We start from the raw sequence: 17,401 nt of genomic DNA, 5'->3' as shown, positions 1-17,401 counted from the left end.
CCCCATGAGCGCCTTCGATCCGTTCCGCGGCGGCCCGAACCCGGCCGGCCTGTCTTCGATGAACCTCGCCGCCGTCGACATGGCGGAGGTGACCCGCCTCACCCGCGCCGGCCGCCTCGCCGAGGCGGTGGCGCTGCTCCAGGGCCGCGCAACGGCCGAAACCCCCTCCGCACCGTCCTCGTCCGAGCCGGCCCCGTCGCCGCGGGGGCATGCGGCGGTCCTGGAGGCGATCGACCTCGACGCCCCCGCCGAGCCGGGCGGCGCCTGGACCGTCCCGGGGGATGCCCCGGCGGCGGCCCCGGGGGAGGCTCCCGCGGCTCCGGCCGGCCTGCCGGAGATGCCCGAGGCCCTGCGGTCCTTCCTGCACAAGGCCGGCCAGGCCGCAGGGCTCGCCGATCTGCTGCGCGCCGGCGGGGTCGGGGCGGGCCTCGATGCCGGCCCGGGCGCCGCCTTGGGCGCCAACCTGAGCGCAGGCCTGAAGGCGGGGCTCGGCGCAGGTCTTGGCGCGGGGCTTGGCGCGGGGCTTGGCGCGGGGCTTGGCGCAAGTCTTGGCGCGGGCCTCGGTCACGGCCTGGGCACGCGCCGCCCCGTGCCGGTGCCGCCGGGCGCCCGGTTCGAGGAGCGGCGCTTCGCGGGCCCGGCCGGCGGCCTGACCTACAAGGTCTTCGTGCCGAGCGGCCGGGACGGGGAGACCCTGCCGGTGGTCGTGATGCTGCACGGCTGCACCCAGGACCCGGACGACTTCGCCCTCGGCACGCGGATGAACGCGCTCGCCGAGGAGCAGGGGCTGATCGTGGTCTATCCGCGCCAGGAGCGGGCGGCCAACGCCCAGAAATGCTGGAACTGGTTCGAGCCCCGCGACCAGGGCCGCGGCGCGGGCGAGCCGGCGCTGATCGCCGGCATCGCCCGGGAGGTCGTGGCGGAATTCGGCGCCGACCCGGCCCGGGTCTACGTCGCCGGGCTCTCGGCCGGCGGCGCGGCGGCGGCGATCCTGGCCGCGGCCTATCCGGACGTGTTCGCGGCGGCCGGCATCCATTCGGGGCTCGCCTGCGGGGCGGCCCGGGACCTGCCCTCGGCGCTCGCCGCGATGGGCCAGGGCGGGGCGGCGCCGCGGCGGCCGGCGGGCGCGCGCGTGCCGACCATCGTCTTCCACGGCGACGGCGACCGCACGGTGCACCCCCTCAACGGCGAGCGGGTGGCCGCCCAGGCGCTGCCGGGCCCGGGCCTGACCGAGACCGTGACGCGGGGGGAATCGCCCGGCGGCATCGGCTGGACCCGCAGCGTCCATGCGGACGCGGCCGGCCGGGGGATCGTCGAGAAGTGGGTGCTGCACGGGGCCGGCCATGCCTGGTCGGGCGGCAGCTCGGACGGCTCCTACACCGAGCCGCGGGGGCCGGACGCCAGCGCGGAGATGCTGCGGTTCTTCCGCGAGCACGCCCGCGCGGGCTGACCCGTCCTACCCTCGCGCTGTCGCATCGGCGCCGGCGCCCATCCGGGCTTGCCCAGCGCCTTCGAACGCGTCCGTTCGAAGGCGCTTCGGTATCATGCCTAAGCAGACTTGCGTTGGCAGGCCACACGGTACACGACAGCGACGTGAATCCGCGATGATTATCTCTCCCACCCGCGACCTCATCCTGAGGCGTTAGTCGATCGTCGATCGCCCGCACCTCAGAATGAGGTGGCGTATGGGAAAGCCTTGACGCAGAACGGCTTCACGCCCCAGTCGTGTACATTTGGCAGGCCAACGCAAGTCTGCTTAGGGTCTTGTTTCGTCGCAGATTTTCGGCGCCGAACCGGTAACCGCTTCGGCGAAATCTGCTTAGGGGGACACCTTCGGGGTCGAGACCCGCAGGAGCAGCGCCACCGGCAGGAGCCCGACCGCGACGATGAGCAGGGCGGCGACCGCGCCGTCCTCGTAGGTGCCGCGGGCGGCCTCGCCGTAGAGGTGGGTCGCCAGGGTCTCGACATTGAGCGGGCGCAGGATCAGGGTCGCGGGCAGCTCCTTGACGCAATCGACGAAGACCAGGAGCGCGCCGCCGAGGAGTGCCGGCCAGGTCAGCGGCAGGTGGACCTTCGCCAGGGCGCCGACCGGGCCGCGGCCGAGGATCCGGGCGGCATCGCCGAGCGAGCGCGGCACCCGGGCGAGGCCGGCCTCGCTGCTGCCGGCGGTGACGGCGAGGAAGCGCACCGCGTAGGCGTAGACGAGGGCCGCCCCCGTGCCGAGGCCCATGGCGGCGAGCGGCGCGCCGGTGAGCGCCCGGCTCGCGCCGTCGAGGAGGCCGTCGAGGGCGGCGAGCGGCGGCAGCAGGCCGATCGCCAGGATCGCCCCGGGGATCGCGTAGCCGAAGGTGGCGCAGCGCAGGAGCGCCTCGTGCCAGCGCCCGCCGAGGAGCCGCGGCCCCGCCGCCACGACGAGGCCGAGGATGGTGGCGACCACGGTCGCGAGGGCCGCGTAAACCAAGGTGTTGAGGCTCTCAGACAGGATCGCCCCGGACAGGCCGGCCCGATGCAGGCGCCGGGAGGCCTCGGCCGCGAGGTAGCTCGCCGGCGCCAGGAAGCCGAGGGCGACCGGGACGAGGCCGAGGGCGAGCGCCGCGAGGGCCGCGGGGCCGGAGAGCGGCGTGCGGCTCATCCGGCGCGGGCGCTGGGCCGCCCCGGCATAGCCGCGCCCGCGCCGGGCCCGGCGCTCGACCGCGATCAGGCCGAGGCAGGCGGCGAGCATCACCAGCGCCAGGCCGGCGGCGCCGGGCAGGTCGGAGCGGTTGACCCAGGTGTCGTAGATCGAGACCGTGAGGGTGCGCACCCCCAGGAATTCCGCCGCCCCGATGTCGTTGAGGGCTTCGAGCAGCGCCAGGCTGGCGCCGAGCGCGATGGCCGGGCGGGCGAGCGGCAGGGCGACCCGCAGGAACACGGCGGCCGGCCGGGCCCCGAGGCTGCGCCCGGCCTCGACCAGCGTCGCCGACTGCATCAGGAACAGCGCCCGGGTCGGCAGGTAGACGTAGGGATAGAGCACGAAGCCGAGGAGCAGGATGCAGCCGGGCAGGGAGCGCAGGTCCGGCAGGACCAGGTCGCGCGGGCGGGCATAGCCGAGGAGCGCCCGGATCGCGCCCTGCACCGGACCGACCGGGTGCAGGAGGTCGAGATAGGCATAGGCCGCGATGTAGGTGGGCACGGCCAGCGGCAGCAGCAGCGCCCAGTCGAGCAGGCGCCGCCCCGGGAACTCGTAGGCCGCGACGAGCCAGGCCGCCCCGGTGCCGACCACCACGACGACGATCCCGACCCCGGCGAGCAGCAGGGCGGTGTCGTGCAAAGCCGGGGGCAGGACGTGGGCGAGGAGGTGCGGCCACAGCCCGCCCGAGCCCTGCAGCGCCTCGAGCCCGAGCGCCGCGACCGGCGCCAGGACCAGGAGGGCGGTGAGGCCGGCGGCGAGCGTCCAGGCCGGGAGCAGGAGCCCGGGACGCCCCGCCCGGCCGGTCGTGACGGCCCGCGGGGCGCGCGTCCGCGGCGCCGGGACGGCGGGAGCGCCCCGCACCGGAACGGCGGCCCGCCGGGGCGGGGCCGCACCATCGAGATCCCGGTCGATCAGGCCGTCGCGATCCGTCAAGAGCGGCCCCTGCCGACGAGAGGCCGGTCGACCGGAATCGGCGCGACGTCGCGCGGCATCAGAGTTCCATCAGGTCGCGGCCGACGACGATCTCGCCCTTGAAATGCGGCCGCACCGCCTCGAGCCAGACCTCGTCCTTGATGAACGGGTAGCCGCCGGGCACGAAATGCGAGAGCACCAGCGTCTTCACGCCGGCCTCGGTCGCGACGCGCCCGACCTCCTCGGTGGTGGTGTGGCTGGCGATCAGGTGCTCGCGCAGCGTCCTGGCGTTGGGCTCGGTGGCGATGAGCTTGTCGAGTTCGGGCAGGTACATGACCTCGTGGACGAGCACGTCGGCGCCCTTGGCGAGCGCGATCAGGTTCGGCGAGTAGCGGGTGTCGCCCGAGATCACGATCGACCGGTCGGGACAATCGAAGCGGTAGGCGAAGGCCGGCTCGACCGGCGGGTGCTGGACGAGGGCGGCCGTCACCGTGACGCGCTCGTCGCGCATCACCGGGCCGGGCCCGGTGATCTCGTGCGGCACGATCAGGTCGGCGAGCGCCGGGCGCCCCTCGTCCTCCATCCGGGTCTTGATGTCGTAGTCGTTCAGGTCGAGGAACTGGCGCGTCATCCGGGCGAGCGGCGGCGGCCCGTAGGTGTCGACGCGGTGGGCGAGGTCGGTCGCCCAGGCGAGCAGCAGCACGTTGCCGTAATCGGCGTTGTGGTCCGAGTGCTGGTGGGTGAGGAACACCGAATCGAGCGAGCCGAGCTTGAGCTTGGCCAGCACCATCTGCCGGCCGGTCCCGTTGCCGGCATCGATCAGGTAGGTGTGCCCGTCGACCACGACGGCCTGGGCCGGCGCGGCGCGGTTGGGCTTCGGCGTCGGGCCGCCGGCCGTCCCGAGCAGGATCAGCCGCGAGCGGCGCGGGACGGGGGCGGGCGCCTGGGCCGCGGCGCCCGTCGCGGCGAGGCCGGCCGCCAGGGCGGCGGTGCCGCCCAGCAGCGTCCGTCGGGTCGGGTGGCGGAGGTCGTCGGACATGGGATCAATCCAGGCGGGAGCCGCGTCGGTCGGCCCCGCTCGTCCAGGAACCGGCAAGTTCCGTCAAGGCAGGGAGCGGCAGCGGAGACCGGGGAAGGGCCCGGGATCACCCCCGGCGCCGTCGCCTTCGCACCGCACTCCCTCCGTCGGCGGGAGCCTGTCCGGAGAACCATTCGAGACGAGAAGAGCGCAGGGCTCTCCTCTCCCCCGCGGGCGGGGAGAGGGCCGCTGACCCCTTGTCGGGTCAGCGGCAAGCGCAGGCGAAGCCGGAGCGTGGGTGAGGGGGTATCTCCGGACGAGACTCCCCCGGCACCCCCCTCACCCTCGCAGCGAACCTACGGTTCGCGGCTCCCCGAGCCCCTTCGGAGCTCAGGCCTCTCCCCGCCCGCGGGGAGAGGAGATTTCCCGAGTTTCATCCGTCTCCGCCCCGCATGACGGAGACGAATCGCGGATCAGCGGTCGAAGCCGACCTTGTCGACGAGCAGGCTCGCCGCCTTGCGGTTGCGGGCGATCTCGACGAGCGGGGTGGAATCGACCTTGAGCGGCCCGAGGGCGGCGAGCAGCGGGTCGACGGCGACGCCGGGCTTCACCGGGTACTCGTAATCGGCCTTGGCGTAGAGCGCTTGCGCCTCGTCGGAGGCGAGGTACTCGAGCAGCTTGACGGCGTTGTCGCGGTGCGGGGCGTTCTTCGCCACCACGGCGCCCGAGACGTTGACGTGGGTGCCGCCGCCCTGGAACGTCGGCAGCACCACCTGGATGCCCTCGCCCCACTTCTGCTGCTCCGGGCCGCCGCGGCCGCTGCGCATCAGGCCGACGTAGTAGGAATTGCCGAGCCCGACGTCGCAGAGGTCGGCGACGATGTCGCGGGCGACGTCGCGGTCGCCGCCGGCCGCCTTGCGGGCGAGGTTGTCCTTGAGGCCGCGCAGCCAGGCCTCGGTCTTGGCCTCGCCGTGCTTGACCAGGTAGGCGGCGATCAGCGCGGTGTTGTAGGGGTGCTGGCCGGAGCGCAGGCAGACCTTGCCCTTCCATTTCGGGTCGGCGAGATCCTCGTAGGTCAGCCCGGCGAGGTCGCGCAGGTCCGGGTCGGCATAGGCCACCCGGGCGCGGGTCGAGAGGGCGAACCAGCGCCCCTCGGGGTCGCGCAGGGCGGCGGGGATCGCCGCCTCGAGGGCGGGGGAGCGCACCGGCTGGGCGAGGTCGCGGTCGACGAGCTCGATCAGGTTGCCGATGTCGACCGTCATCATCACGTCGGCGGCGGAGCGGGCGCCCTCGGCGGCGACGCGCTCGGTCAGGCCCTTGTCCACGAACACCGTGTTGACCTTGACGCCGCTCGCCTTGGTGAAGGCGTCCAGCAGCGGGCGGATCAGGCCGGGCTCGCGGGTGGTGTAGAGGTTGACCTCGCGGGCGCCCTCCGGGGCGCCTTGCGCGCGGGCGGGGCCCGCGAGGGCGACGAGACCGAGGAGGCCGAGCGCGATACGTGACAGGGACAAGGGGCGTCTCCCGAAGGTGGCGCCTCCTAGAGAAGCAATCCCGAAACAAAAGCAAGCGCGATAGATTTTAGTTGTTTCAATGTAAGCCTGCTCGACCCGGCGCGTAAGTCTTGCGGGCTACGCGGCTTCCTCGTCGGGCAGGACCAGCACGGAATCCGGCACCAGCGTCACCCCGACGGCGTCGCCCGGGCCGTAGGGGCCCGGCCCGGGCAGGCGCGCGCGCAGGGGCAGGGACAGGCCCGGCAAGCCGAGATGGAGCACGCTCGCCGCCCCCAGGAAGGTGCGGCGCAGGACCTGGGCGGGCAGGCCGTCCCCCGGCGCCCCGACCCGCAGGGCCTCGGGCCGCAGGCAGACCCGGACCGGGGCGCCCTCCGGCAGGTGGGAGGCGGGCACCGCGCCGAGCGGCGTGCCGGCCCGGCCCCCGGCGATCCGGGTCGGGATCTCGGCGGCGTCGGCGAGGAAGCGGGCGGCGAACAGGCTCTCGGGGCGGCGGTAGAGCGCCTCCCCGGTGGCGACCTGGACGATGCGGCCGCGGCGCATCAGCGCGATGCGGGTCGCCACCGCCAGCGCCTCCTCGGGATCGTGCGTCACCATCAGGGCGGTGGTGCCGGTGCGGCGCAGGAGCGCCACCGTGTCCTCGCGCACCCGGTCGCGCATCCGCCGGTCGAGGTTGGAGAACGGCTCGTCGAGGAGCAGCAGCCGCGGTCCCGGGGCGAGCGCCCGCACCAGCGCCACCCGCTGCTGCTCGCCGCCCGACAGGGTCTGCGGGTAGGCGCCGGCATGGGCCGCGAGGCCGACCTGCTCCAGGAGCTCGTCGGCCGCCTCGCGGGCCGCCGGTGGCTGGCCCTTGAGGCCGAAGCGGATGTTCTCGCGCACCGTGAGGTGGGGGAAGAGGGCGTAGTCCTGGAACATCAGCCCGACGCCGCGCGCCTCGGGCGGCACGCGCGTCCCCGGCCCGGCGACGAGGCGCCCGTCGAGCCGCACCGTGCCGGCCTGCGGCGCCTCGAGCCCGGCCACGACCCGCAGCAGCGTGCTCTTGCCGCAACCGGAATCACCCAGCAGCGCCATCACCTCGCCCGGGCGCACGGCGAGCGAGACGCCGGCGAGGGCCTGCACCCGGCCGAACCGGCAGGCCAGGTCCTCCACCGCCAGGGCGGCCGGGCGCGACGGGGCCGGTTCGGTCATGCGGGCGGGCTCCTCGTGCGCCGGGAAGGGGGGAAGCGCCGGCGCTCATACACGCGATGCCCGCCCCGGGCGAGGGCGCCGGGACAAGGCGAGGGCGCGGGTGCCTGCGCCGATCCGGCACGGGGCGATCGCGCTCAGGGTCAATCGGGCGTTAAGCGGAATCATCGAATCCTCCGCATCGCCGCGGCCTGCACGAGTCGGCGGCGCGTCGAAGGGTGTGGTGCGTATGCGTAACCTGTCGGGCCAGGACGGCGCCCCCGAGGGAGGTCGAGCCTTCGAAGGGGGAAAAGTGGTGGCGTTCCGGCGCCGGGAGCGTCCCGGTCCGATCGAGCACGAGCTCGCGCCGAGCCCCCGGGTCGCCGCCGCGCGGCGCGACCAGCGCAGCCTGATGGACACGGTCTACGAGGCCGGCAGCCTGCCGGTGGCCGCCGGCGACCGCGAGACCAAGCTGCTCGCCTCGCGCCTGCTCGTCTACGGCTTCCTCACCATCGACGAGGTCGGCGAGGACGGCGCCACCCGCCGCCTGCGCCCCTCCGAGGCGGTGCGCGCCGGCCGCGAGCGCCCCTGGCGCCTGTCGCGGGCCTCGCGCGGGGTCAGCCTGTCGGTGGCGATCCCGGCGGTGGACGGGTTCCTGTTCGAGATGGCGTAACGGCAGGATTCCGCCCGCTTCCCGGACCGGTCGAGACGCTCCGCCGCTCCGGCCGCGAAAAATTGACTTTCCGGACCGGATCACCGACACGGGCGCCCGCCGCGACAGGCGCCGTGCGCGTCGGGATTTCCGGTTCGGAGCCATGCATTGACGAGCCTTGCCGCCGGGCGCCGCCCCGGCCGCGCCGCCTCCGTGGGCCTCTTCGCGGAGCGCCTCCTCGATCTCGGGGCGCGCAGCCACGGGGCGGCCTGCGCGCTGCTCGTCGTCCTGTCGCTGATCTGCTTCCTGCCGGGATTCGCCTCGCTCCAGCCGATGGACCGGGACGAGCCGCGCTTCGCCCAGGCCTCGAAGCAGATGCTCGAATCGGGCGAGTTCGTCGACATCCGCTTCCAGGGCGAGGCCCGGCACAAGAAGCCGGTCGGGATCTACTGGGCCCAGAGCGCGGTCGTCGCCGCCGGAGAGGCGCTGGGCGTGCCGGGCGCCCGCACCGCCATCTGGCTCTACCGCATCCCCTCGCTGATCGGCGCCGTCGCCACGGTGCTGCTCGGCTACTGGGCCGCGCTCGCCTTCCTGCCGCGGCGCCAGGCCCTGCTGGCCGCCGCCCTGGTGGGAGCCAGCGTGATGCTCTCGGCCGAGGCGCGGCTCGCCAAGACCGACGCGCTGCTCACCGCCTGCGCGGTCGCCGCCATGGGGGCGCTCGCCCGGGCCTGGCTGACCCGCGCCGCCACCCTCCGGCTGCCGACCGGCACGGTGCTGACCTTCTGGCTCGCGGTGGCGCTCGGCATCCTGGTCAAGGGACCGATGGTGCCGATGTTCGCCGGGCTCGCCGCGCTCGGTCTCTCGGTCTTCACCCGCTCCGGCGCCTGGCTGAAGCGCCTGCGCCCGGGCCTCGGCCTGATCCTGGTGCTGGTCCTCGTCGCGCCCTGGTTCGTCGCCATCACGCTGAAGAGCGGGGGTGCCTTCTACGGCGAGGCGGTGGGCCACGACATGCTGGGCAAGGTCGGCACCGCCCAGACCCAGCACTGGGCGCCGCCCGGCACCTACCTGCTGGTCGTCTTCGCCACCTTCTGGCCTGCCGCCGCCTTCGCCGCGATGGCGATTCCCTTCGCGTGGGCGAACCGGCGGGAGGACGGCGTCGCCTTCCTGGTCGCCTGGGTGCTGCCGTCCTGGCTGGTCTTCGAGGCGGTGCCGACCAAGCTGCCGCATTACGTGCTGCCGCTGTGCACGGCCCTCGCGATCCTCGCCGTGATGGCGGTCGCCCGCGGGGCGGTCCACCGCGACCGGCCGGGGGCGCGGCTCGTGGCGCTCTTGGTGCCGTTCATCCCGGCCGGCCTCACGATCGGCCTCAGCCTCGTGGCCTGGCGCCTCGACGGGGCGATCCCCTGGGCGGGGCTGCCGCTGCTCCTCGCCGCCAGCGCCGTCGCGTTCCTCGCCTGGCGCGCCTTCGCGGACGGGTTCCCGGAGCGCGCGCTCGCCGTCGCGGTGCTGGCGAGCCTGCTCCTGAGCCCGGCGGTGTTCGGCCTGACCCAGCCGGCGCTGCCCGCCCTGAAGGTCTCGCCGCGGCTCGCCGCGATCCGCGACGGGCTGCCGTGCCGGAATCCGACGGTCGGCACCCTCGGCTACCGCGAGCCGAGCCTGGTCTTCCTGATCGGCACCGACCTCGCGATGCTCGATTCGGGCGAGGAGGCCGCCGGCTTCCTGCGCCGGGGCGGCTGCCGCCTCGTCTACGTCGAGGACCGCTTCGCCAAGGCGTTTGCGGACGCGGAAGGCGGTACCCCGCCGCAGCCGGTCGGCCGCGTGACGGGCTTCAACATCAACGGCGGCAAGCCGGTCGGGCTGTCGGCCTACGCGGTGACGCCGTGACCCAGACGGAGAGCGACAAGGCCATGCCGGATCAGGAGGCCATCCGCCTCAGCGTGGTGGTGCCGGTGAAGAACGAGGCCGGCAACATTGCGCCCCTCCTCGCCGAGATCGCGGCGGCCTGCGCGCCCTTGAGCCCGTTCGAGATCGTCTACGTCGACGACGGCTCGACCGACGCCACCCCGGCGGCCCTGGCGGCGGCGCGGGCGCGGCACCCGGAGCTGCGGGTGGTGCGCCACCGCGAGAGCTGCGGCCAGAGCGCGGCGGTGCGCAGCGGCGTGCTCGCGGCTCGCGGCGAGTTCGTCGCGACGCTGGACGGCGACGGCCAGAACGACCCGGCCTTCATCCCGGGCCTCGTCGCGGCGCTGAAAGCGGCAGGCCCCGGGGCCGGGCTGGCGCAGGGCCAGCGCGTCGGCCGCAAGGACGGCCGGCGCAAGATGATCCAGTCGCGCATCGCCAACGGCGTGCGCGGCCGCATCCTCAAGGACGCGACCCGCGACACCGGCTGCGGCCTCAAGGTCTTCCGCCGGGCGGTGTACCTGCGCCTGCCGTATTTCGACGCGCTGCACCGCTTCATGCCGGCCCTCGTCGCCCGCGAGGGGTTTTCCGTCGTCCACGGCGACGTGGTCGACCGGCCGCGGCTCACCGGCCACTCGAATTACGGCCTGTTCGACCGGCTCTGGGTCGGCATCCTCGACCTCGCCGGGGTGTGGTGGCTGATCCGCCGCCGGCGCCGGGTGCCGCAGGTCGAGCAGGTCGAGACGGAGTAGGGCGATGGTCGCCGACATCATGCACGGGCTCAGCGCCTATTTCTGGTCGCTGTTCACCGGCCCCGTGGACCTCGTGCTGCTGGTCGGCCTCGTCGGGCAGGGGCTGTTCACCGCCCGCTTCCTCGTCCAGTGGGTCGCCAGCGAGAAGGCGGGGCGCAGCGTCATCCCGCTCTCGTTCTGGTTCCTGTCGCTCGGCGGCTCGGCGGTGCTGCTCGGCTACGCGCTCTACCGGCGCGACCCGGTCTTCATCCTCGGCCAGAGCCTCGGCACGGTGATCTACCTGCGCAACCTCGCACTCCTGTTCCGCGAGCGGAAGGCCGAGGGGAAGTAGGCGGCCGGGGCCGCCCCTCCGGCGCGCGGCCCGGCCGCGGGCGTGCCGCACCGTCAGATTTCGCATCTCCCGCCAAGCCCGGCCTGGTGCAACGCGGCCGCGCCACCCCATCTATGCCCGGGCCGCGAACCGGCGGCGACACAGGGGAACAGCATGGACGGTCACGTGTACGGAGCGCTCGGGCAGCCGGGCGTCGGCCTCCTGATGGCCATCGTCATCGGGGCGCTGGCGGGATGGCTGGCCGAGCGCTTCATGAACTCCAACATGGGCCTGCTCGGCAACATCGTGCTCGGCATCATCGGCGGCGTGGTCGGCAACTTCCTGGCGGCGCAGTTCCACATCCCGATCTTCGGGTTCTGGCGCAACCTCTTCTCGGCGACCGTCGGCGCGGTGATCGTCATCGCGGTGGTGCGGGCGGTCCGGGGCGAGCGGCGCTACTGACCCTCCCGAGACCGTTGCGCCTTTGGCGCGACGGCAAGCCCGGGATGGCGCGCCGCGCGGCGGCGCGTCACGCCCCATTTGCCCCGGCGGCCCGGACATCTTAAGTCAGGACCGCGCCGCGAAGGGTTCGCGACCGCTTCCCGCCCGGATCCCATGGCCGTCGTCCTCGACCTCCTGCGCAACGACCAGCGCCCCCGTCACCCGGAGAAGGCGCACCGGCCCGACCAGCCGATCCTGCGCAAGCCGGACTGGATCCGCGTCAAGGCGCCGGGCTCGCCGAAATGGGCCGAGACCCAGGCCATCGTGCGCGAGAACAAGCTCGTCACGGTGTGCGAGGAGGCGGGCTGCCCCAACATCGGCGAGTGCTGGGAGAAGAAGCACGCCACCTTCATGATCATGGGGGATACCTGCACCCGGGCCTGCGCGTTCTGCAACGTGCGCACGGGCATGCCGGACGCCCTCGATCTGGCCGAGCCCGAGCGGGTGGCCGAGGCCGTGGCCAAGCTCGGCCTGCACCACGTCGTCATCACCTCGGTCGACCGCGACGACCTGAAGGACGGCGGCGCCTCGCATTTCGCGGCCGTCATCGCGGCGATCCGGCGCTCGAGCCCCTCGACCACCGTCGAGATCCTGACCCCCGACTTCCTGCGCAAGGACGGCGCCCTCGAGATCGTGGTGGCGGCCCGCCCCGACGTGTTCAACCACAACCTCGAGACCGTGCCGTCGAAGTACCTGACGGTGCGCCCCGGCGCCCGCTACTTCCACTCGATCCGGCTGCTGCAGCGGGTCAAGGAACTCGATGCCACCATCTTCACCAAGTCGGGGATCATGGTGGGGCTGGGCGAGGAGCGCAACGAGGTGCTCCAGCTGATGGACGACCTGCGCTCGGCCGAGGTCGACTTCCTGACCATCGGCCAATACCTGCAGCCGACGAAGAAGCACCACCCGGTCCTGTCCTTCGTGACGCCGGACGCGTTCAAGGCCTACGAGACCACCGCCTACGCCAAGGGCTTCCTGCTCGTCTCGGCAACGCCGCTCACCCGCTCCTCCCACCATGCCGGCGAGGATTTCGCCCGGCTCAAGCAGGCCCGGCTCGACCGGCTGGGGACCGTCTGACCCGATGCCGAGCTTCCGCACCACCCGCACCGTCCGCCACAGCCCGACGGAGATGTTCGACCTTGTCGCCGACGTCGAGCGCTATCCCGAGTTCCTGCCGCTCTGCGACTCGCTCCGGGTGCTGCGCAAGCAGGAGGGCGAGGACGGCACCGAGACCCTCGTCGCCGACATGGGCGTCGGCTACAAGGCGATCTCCGAGCACTTCACGACCCGGGTCCGCCTCGACCGGCCGAACCTGAAGATCCTGGCCGAGTACATCGACGGCCCGTTCCGCCACCTCGAGAACCGCTGGACCTTCCGCGAGGCCCCGAACGGCGGCTGCACGGTGGAGTTCTTCATCACCTACGAGTTCAAGAGCCTGGCGCTCGGGCTCCTCATGGGCAAGATGTTCGACCGGGCGTTCCGCAAGTTCACGGATGCGTTCGAGAGCCGGGCGGATAGGTTGTACGCAAGAGTGTGACACGTCCTTTTCGAGCTTGAGTCGAGAGGCACAGGCGAGCCGCCGCGGTCGGAGGTGCCGGCACGCGACGGCTTGCGGCGATGGCCTGTCGTGCGTATCAATGCGCATCAACTCGGAGCCGACGATGTCGGGCATCCATCATTCCCATCGCATGCGCGACCTTCTCAAGGCTCTCGCGGACGATGGGTGGATCGAGGTGCGCAAGGGTCCGGGTGATCACGTACAGTTCAGGCACCCGACGAAGCCGGGGCGTGTCTCCGTCGATACTGGCCGTCGCGAGTTGCCGACCGGCACGCTGCGCAACATCTTCAAGCAGGCCGGCTGGATATGGTAAGCGGCAGCCAAGCCGAAGAGGAGGGACCGTCATGACGAAGGTAGTCATGTTGATCCACGGCGAGCCCGGCAATTACGGCGCATCTTTTCCGGACTTTCCCGGAGCGACGACCGGAGCGGACGACCTCGACGCGCTCTACGACAAGGCCGCGGAGATGCTGGCGTTTCACGTCGGCGGCATGATCGAGGACGGGCTCGAAGTCCCACCGACTCGCTCACTGGACTTCCTGCGGGACGATCCGCTGTTCCGCGAGGAGGCCGCGGACGGGATGGTGGGCGTGCTCGACGTCGAGCTTCCGGGAAAGACCGTGCGGGTCAACCTCACGATGAACGAGAGCGACCTGCGCCGCATCGACCGCGCTGCGGCAGCGGCTCATGAGACCCGTTCGGGCTGGCTCGTCCGGGCGGCCAACGCTCGGCTTCGTGGACTGGGACCGGATTCGGAAGAGGGACGTCACGCGACGACGCGTTGATCGCGCCGGTTCCGGCTTCGACGCCTGACCCGCGCGGAGCAGGATCGCGCGTCAGAACAGCGTCCCGCGCTCCGGCCTCGTCGCCTGCAGGCTGAGGCCGGTCTGGCTCGGGAACCACATGGCGTGGCAGCCTCCGCGGGACGATTCGCGCTCCGACGAGCTTACGCAACGCCATGGCCGCCGCAAGCCTCACCCCGCCACCTCGCCTCACGACGACCCGCCTCGTCCTACGGCCGGCGCGGCCCGACGACGCCGAGGCGCTGTTTGCCGCCTACACGGCCGATCCGGAGGTCGCCCGCTTCATGACCTGGCGGCCGCATCGGGCCGTCGAGGAGACGCGGGACTACCTGAGCGCCTGCATGGATCGATGGGCGGCCGGGACCGGCTTCACCTACCTGCTGGAGGAGCCGGATCAAGCCGGGCCGATCGGCGCCATCGACCTGCGCCTGCACGAGATGAGCGCGGATTTCGGCTACGTGCTGGCCCATGCCGCCTGGGGGCGCGGCCTGATGCCGGAGGCCCTGCGGGCGCTCGTGGACTGGGCGCTGGCGCAACCGGGGATCTGGCGCGCGGTCGCCACCTGCGACGTGGAGAACCGCGCCTCGGCCCGGGTGATGGAGAAGGCCGGGATGCGGTTCGAGGGCGTGCTGCGCCGTCACACCATCCATCCCAATCTCCAGCCCGAGCCGCGCGATTGCCGGCTCTACGCCCGGGTAAAGGACGATTGAGGGCTCAGCGCCCCGGCAAGACCACCCCGAGATCGATCCCGCTCCCCATCGCCACGTAACCCGCCCGGTTCGGATGCAGCCGGTCGCCCTTGCCGCCGGTGGTGCTCTCCGGGACCATCTCGGGGCGCAATCCGCCGGTCGAGGGATCGAGGGTGGCGGCGTCGAAATCGACCACGCCGTCGAATACCCCCGACTCCCGGATGAAGGCGTTGAGGCCGCGGCGCTTCTCGTCCTGCTCGGGATGGCCGTGGGCGGGGCTGGAACTGCCCTTGGCCGAGGTGAGGGTGGCGCCGATCACCCGCACGCCCGGGATGCCGGCGCGCAGGCGGGCGACGCCCTCGCGCATGCCGGCCTGAACCGCCTCCAACGCGGCCTCGCCGTTGCGGCTGAAATCGTTGGTGCCCTCGAGCCAGATCACGCTGGCGACGCCCGACAGGCCGATCACGTCGCGGTCGAGCCGCGCCAGGGCGGAGGGACCGCCCGGGAAGGGCTTCCGGGGGCCGTATTCCGCCGGGCCGACCACCTGGTTGCCGCCGATGCCGGCATTGACCACCGCGACCCGGTTGCCGGCCTTCGCGTGCAGGCGGCGCGACAGCACGTCGGGCCAGCGGTCGTCGCCGTTCATCGTCGAGGCGGTGCCGTCGGTGATCGAATCGCCGAAGGCGACCACGACCGGGGTCGGCGCGCTCACCGCCATGTCGACGGCATCGACGAAGAACCACGAGGCGGTGGAGTACGGGAAGGCGGCCTCGTCCTCGTCGGCGCCGTGCCCACCCGCGCCGGGCGCGGTGGCGTAGGAGGTCTGGAGCGCCTTGGCGTGCCAGGTCATCGGCCCGCTCGCGCCCACGACGTGGAGCGAGACCGCAAGCTTGCGCCCGGCGAGCAGGGCCGCATCGGGGTCGGCCGCGAAGGGCAGGGCGACCGGGTCGGACCAGGCCTCGCCCCCGGGCGGGACCGTGACCCGGTCGCGCCCGGAAAACAGCACCGGGCGGTTCGTCCCCGGCACCAGGGCGCCGCCGCCGAGCTGCAGCCCGGCATGGACGCCGTCGAGGGTCAGCAGCCGGGTGCCGAAGGCGTTCGAGATCCGCAGGCGGGCCTCGCGGCCCCACACGTCCGGGCGCAGCACCAGCCGCAGGGTCTGGTCGCGGGCGCCCTCCGCCGGATCGGGAAAGGCGAAGCTCTGGTCGGGCTGGGCCGAGGGGTTGCCGACCGGGTAGGGGCCCTGGACCGAGCCGGCCCAGGCGGTCGCCCAGCGGCGGTCCTGCGCCTCCGCCGGGGCCGCCCACAGGCCCGCGAGACAGAGGGCGGCCGCCGCCGCCTCGCGCCAATGCCTCATCGCGTCGTCCTCCCGATCGCGGGCGTCGTCGCGCCCCTGCCGCCCGAAAGAGCACGCCGCCCGCGCGGGCGCCAGCACTTGCGCGCGGAATGTGCGCTGGAACACGCCGGACGCCGCAAGGCGGGCTTAACCATCGGCGATCTCGCGAGGGTCCGACGCCGCCGCACGATCGTCCGGCGATCGGCTGCGGCTCGTCGTGCTGCCGCCGCGATCCGTCCCGACGACCCGGCTCCCGTGATGGTTCATGCGAGGCTCCCGGGTCCCACCCTGATCGAGGGGGTGCCCCCATGACCCATCCGTGGCCTCACCATCACGCCGACGGCTCGACGCACTACACCCATTGCCGGCCCGAGACCGTCGAGGCGCTGCCCGCCGCCGAGCCGGTGCGGCCCGACTGGCGCAGGCGCGGGCGCGGCGCCCTCGGGATGCTGGGGGCCTCCGGCCTCGTCGCCGGGGCGATCTGGTTCGCCATGCTGTGCGACCCGACCGTCTCCCGCGCCGCCCTGCCGCCCTCCGCCGACGTCTGCACCAATGCCGGCCACCTCGCGCGGGTGTGGTTCGACGCCGAGACCGCGCGGCGCGCCCGCGTCGCCGAGGCGCCCCACCAGCACGCCTTCAACAGCATGCTGCTGTGGTACCGCTCGGCCGAGGGCCAGTGCGCCGCCGGCCGCACCCAGGAGGCGGTGCGCAGCTTCAAGGCCATCGAGCGGATGATCGCCGGCTTCGACGCCAACCGCGAGGACCGCGACGAGGCCGAGGAGTAGGGCCGGGGCCGGGGTTCCGAGTCGAAGCCCTCATCCGAAGCCCCAATCATAAGCCCCTTGCGCGCCGGGCCCGTTCGCGCTTGGCTCCGCCGACGTGCCGGGAGGGCTTGAGCGAGATGAGCGACGGGCTGACCTTCGTGCTGGTCCACGGCGCCTGGCATGGCGGCTGGTGCTGGGTCCGGGTGGCCGATCGCCTGCGGGCGCAGGGGCACCGGGTGCTGTCCCCGACCTGCACCGGCCTCGGCGAGCGGGCGCATCTGATGTCGCGCGCCATCACCCTCGACACCTTCGTGCAGGACATCGCCGGAACGATCGCCGCCGAGGAGCTGACCGACGTGGTGCTGGTCGGGCATTCGTTCGGCGGCCTCGCCATCAGCGGCGTCGCCGAGGCGATGCCGGAGCGGCTGCGCCACCTCGTCTATCTCGACGCGCTGATCGTGGAGCCGGGCCGGTCACCCTTCGACGGGCTCGCCCCCGAGGTGGTGGCGGCCCGCCGCCGGGCCGCCGCGGAGTCGAGCGGGGGCGTGAGCCTGCCGCCGCCGCCGGCCGCGGCCTTCGGGGTGCTCGATCCGGCGGACGCGGCCTGGCTCGAACGGCGCCTGACCCCGCACCCCTTGGGCACCTACGAGAGCCCGCTGCCGATCCGCGGCCCCGTCGGCAACGGGCTGCCGCGCACCTACGTCGATTGCACGACGCCGTCCTACGCCACCCTCGACCGGGTCAAGGACTGGGTGCGGGGCCAGCCCGGCTGGAACTGGCGCAACCTCGCCACCGGCCACGACGCGATGGTGAGCGCGCCGGGGCCGCTCGCCGACCTGCTGGTCGAGCTCGGCCGGGGATAGG

General features: G+C 73.4%; 18 protein-coding genes. 13 read left to right on the top strand and 5 right to left on the bottom strand.

Going from position 1 to position 17,401, the window contains the following annotated elements; translation table 11 throughout:
- The first annotated feature begins 4 nt into the window (after positions 1-4).
- Positions 5-1,450 (top strand): extracellular catalytic domain type 1 short-chain-length polyhydroxyalkanoate depolymerase, encoded by a 1,446-nt coding sequence (locus HPY23_RS27345; protein WP_236012867.1) that lies wholly within the window; start codon positions 5-7, stop codon positions 1,448-1,450.
- A gap of 369 nt (positions 1,451-1,819) precedes the next feature.
- Here the strand turns inward: HPY23_RS27345 and HPY23_RS27340 are convergent, their stop codons facing one another.
- From HPY23_RS27340 to HPY23_RS27325, 4 genes are all read right to left on the bottom strand, one after another.
- Positions 1,820-3,448 carry an ABC transporter permease gene (locus tag HPY23_RS27340; protein ID WP_091882716.1) on the bottom strand — a complete coding sequence of 543 codons (1,629 nt, stop codon included), beginning with the start codon at positions 3,446-3,448 and terminating at the stop codon, positions 1,820-1,822.
- 214 nt (positions 3,449-3,662) lie between these two features.
- The gene (locus tag HPY23_RS27335; RefSeq protein WP_091882443.1) at positions 3,663-4,622 is read right to left on the bottom strand and encodes an MBL fold metallo-hydrolase; all 960 of its coding nucleotides are present in this window, start codon (positions 4,620-4,622) and stop codon (positions 3,663-3,665) included.
- Between the two features lie 452 nt (positions 4,623-5,074).
- On the bottom strand, positions 5,075-6,097 hold the full coding sequence (locus HPY23_RS27330; RefSeq protein ID WP_413231073.1) for an extracellular solute-binding protein: 1,023 nt from the start codon (positions 6,095-6,097) through the stop codon (positions 5,075-5,077).
- 132 nt (positions 6,098-6,229) lie between these two features.
- Positions 6,230-7,297 (bottom strand): ABC transporter ATP-binding protein, encoded by a 1,068-nt coding sequence (locus HPY23_RS27325; RefSeq protein WP_060847758.1) that lies wholly within the window; start codon positions 7,295-7,297, stop codon positions 6,230-6,232.
- A gap of 226 nt (positions 7,298-7,523) precedes the next feature.
- Between HPY23_RS27325 and HPY23_RS33285 the strand changes: the two genes are divergently transcribed.
- From HPY23_RS33285 to HPY23_RS27275, 10 genes are all read left to right on the top strand, one after another.
- The gene (locus HPY23_RS33285; RefSeq protein ID WP_236012769.1) at positions 7,524-7,946 is read left to right on the top strand and encodes a hypothetical protein; all 423 of its coding nucleotides are present in this window, start codon (positions 7,524-7,526) and stop codon (positions 7,944-7,946) included.
- Positions 7,947-8,093: 147 nt separating this feature from the next.
- The gene (locus HPY23_RS27315) at positions 8,094-9,809 is read left to right on the top strand and encodes an ArnT family glycosyltransferase (RefSeq protein ID WP_091882449.1); all 1,716 of its coding nucleotides are present in this window, start codon (positions 8,094-8,096) and stop codon (positions 9,807-9,809) included.
- Between the two features lie 23 nt (positions 9,810-9,832).
- Positions 9,833-10,576 (top strand): glycosyltransferase, encoded by a 744-nt coding sequence (locus HPY23_RS27310; RefSeq protein WP_091882451.1) that lies wholly within the window; start codon positions 9,833-9,835, stop codon positions 10,574-10,576.
- A gap of 4 nt (positions 10,577-10,580) precedes the next feature.
- A complete protein-coding gene (locus HPY23_RS27305; RefSeq protein ID WP_060847755.1) occupies positions 10,581-10,907 on the top strand; it encodes a lipid-A-disaccharide synthase N-terminal domain-containing protein in 327 nt (108 codons plus the stop codon).
- Between the two features lie 153 nt (positions 10,908-11,060).
- Positions 11,061-11,348, top strand: coding sequence for a GlsB/YeaQ/YmgE family stress response membrane protein (locus HPY23_RS27300; protein WP_060847754.1), 288 nt, complete (start codon positions 11,061-11,063; stop codon positions 11,346-11,348).
- Between the two features lie 153 nt (positions 11,349-11,501).
- Complete coding sequence (gene lipA, locus HPY23_RS27295; RefSeq protein ID WP_091882454.1) at positions 11,502-12,464, top strand: lipoyl synthase; 963 nt, start codon at positions 11,502-11,504, stop codon at positions 12,462-12,464.
- Positions 12,465-12,468: 4 nt separating this feature from the next.
- Complete coding sequence (locus tag HPY23_RS27290) at positions 12,469-12,924, top strand: type II toxin-antitoxin system RatA family toxin (protein ID WP_091882457.1); 456 nt, start codon at positions 12,469-12,471, stop codon at positions 12,922-12,924.
- A gap of 124 nt (positions 12,925-13,048) precedes the next feature.
- Entirely contained in the window at positions 13,049-13,258 is a 210-nt protein-coding gene (locus tag HPY23_RS27285) for a type II toxin-antitoxin system HicA family toxin (protein ID WP_091882722.1), read from the top strand.
- Positions 13,259-13,289: 31 nt separating this feature from the next.
- The gene (locus HPY23_RS27280; RefSeq protein WP_091882461.1) at positions 13,290-13,730 is read left to right on the top strand and encodes a type II toxin-antitoxin system HicB family antitoxin; all 441 of its coding nucleotides are present in this window, start codon (positions 13,290-13,292) and stop codon (positions 13,728-13,730) included.
- A gap of 173 nt (positions 13,731-13,903) precedes the next feature.
- On the top strand, positions 13,904-14,458 hold the full coding sequence (locus tag HPY23_RS27275) for a GNAT family N-acetyltransferase (protein WP_091882464.1): 555 nt from the start codon (positions 13,904-13,906) through the stop codon (positions 14,456-14,458).
- A gap of 4 nt (positions 14,459-14,462) precedes the next feature.
- Here the strand turns inward: HPY23_RS27275 and HPY23_RS27270 are convergent, their stop codons facing one another.
- The gene (locus tag HPY23_RS27270) at positions 14,463-15,794 is read right to left on the bottom strand and encodes a GDSL-type esterase/lipase family protein (protein ID WP_091882725.1); all 1,332 of its coding nucleotides are present in this window, start codon (positions 15,792-15,794) and stop codon (positions 14,463-14,465) included.
- 287 nt (positions 15,795-16,081) lie between these two features.
- Between HPY23_RS27270 and HPY23_RS27265 the strand changes: the two genes are divergently transcribed.
- Together HPY23_RS27265 and HPY23_RS27260 are read left to right on the top strand one after the other, a co-directional pair.
- Positions 16,082-16,558 carry a hypothetical protein gene (locus HPY23_RS27265; protein ID WP_175539854.1) on the top strand — a complete coding sequence of 159 codons (477 nt, stop codon included), beginning with the start codon at positions 16,082-16,084 and terminating at the stop codon, positions 16,556-16,558.
- 116 nt (positions 16,559-16,674) lie between these two features.
- Complete coding sequence (locus tag HPY23_RS27260) at positions 16,675-17,400, top strand: alpha/beta hydrolase (protein WP_091882468.1); 726 nt, start codon at positions 16,675-16,677, stop codon at positions 17,398-17,400.
- Position 17,401 lies beyond the last annotated feature (1 nt).

Source organism: Methylobacterium ajmalii, assembly GCF_016613415.1.
GTDB lineage: Bacteria > Pseudomonadota > Alphaproteobacteria > Rhizobiales > Beijerinckiaceae > Methylobacterium > Methylobacterium ajmalii.
The sequence above is the reverse complement of the archived record's forward strand: the minus strand, read 5'-3'. Positions and strand labels throughout refer to the sequence as shown.

Bases quoted from the DNA above. Each gene is read 5' to 3' on its own strand.
- HPY23_RS27345 (WP_236012867.1), top strand. From the start codon at position 5: ATGAGCGCCTTCGATCCGTTCCGCGGCGGCCCGAACCCGGCCGGCCTG.
- HPY23_RS27305 (WP_060847755.1), top strand. From the start codon at position 10,581: ATGGTCGCCGACATCATGCACGGGCTCAGCGCCTATTTCTGGTCGCTG.
- HPY23_RS27275 (WP_091882464.1), top strand. From the start codon at position 13,904: ATGGCCGCCGCAAGCCTCACCCCGCCACCTCGCCTCACGACGACCCGC.
- HPY23_RS27260 (WP_091882468.1), top strand. From the start codon at position 16,675: ATGAGCGACGGGCTGACCTTCGTGCTGGTCCACGGCGCCTGGCATGGC.
- HPY23_RS27280 (WP_091882461.1), top strand. From the start codon at position 13,290: ATGACGAAGGTAGTCATGTTGATCCACGGCGAGCCCGGCAATTACGGC.
- HPY23_RS27300 (WP_060847754.1), top strand. From the start codon at position 11,061: ATGGACGGTCACGTGTACGGAGCGCTCGGGCAGCCGGGCGTCGGCCTC.
- HPY23_RS33285 (WP_236012769.1), top strand. From the start codon at position 7,524: ATGCGTAACCTGTCGGGCCAGGACGGCGCCCCCGAGGGAGGTCGAGCC.
- lipA (WP_091882454.1), top strand. From the start codon at position 11,502: ATGGCCGTCGTCCTCGACCTCCTGCGCAACGACCAGCGCCCCCGTCAC.
- HPY23_RS27285 (WP_091882722.1), top strand. From the start codon at position 13,049: ATGTCGGGCATCCATCATTCCCATCGCATGCGCGACCTTCTCAAGGCT.
- HPY23_RS27310 (WP_091882451.1), top strand. From the start codon at position 9,833: ATGCCGGATCAGGAGGCCATCCGCCTCAGCGTGGTGGTGCCGGTGAAG.
- HPY23_RS27265 (WP_175539854.1), top strand. From the start codon at position 16,082: ATGACCCATCCGTGGCCTCACCATCACGCCGACGGCTCGACGCACTAC.
- HPY23_RS27335 (WP_091882443.1), bottom strand. From the start codon at position 4,622: ATGTCCGACGACCTCCGCCACCCGACCCGACGGACGCTGCTGGGCGGC.
- HPY23_RS27290 (WP_091882457.1), top strand. From the start codon at position 12,469: ATGCCGAGCTTCCGCACCACCCGCACCGTCCGCCACAGCCCGACGGAG.
- HPY23_RS27325 (WP_060847758.1), bottom strand. From the start codon at position 7,297: ATGACCGAACCGGCCCCGTCGCGCCCGGCCGCCCTGGCGGTGGAGGAC.
- HPY23_RS27270 (WP_091882725.1), bottom strand. From the start codon at position 15,794: ATGAGGCATTGGCGCGAGGCGGCGGCGGCCGCCCTCTGTCTCGCGGGC.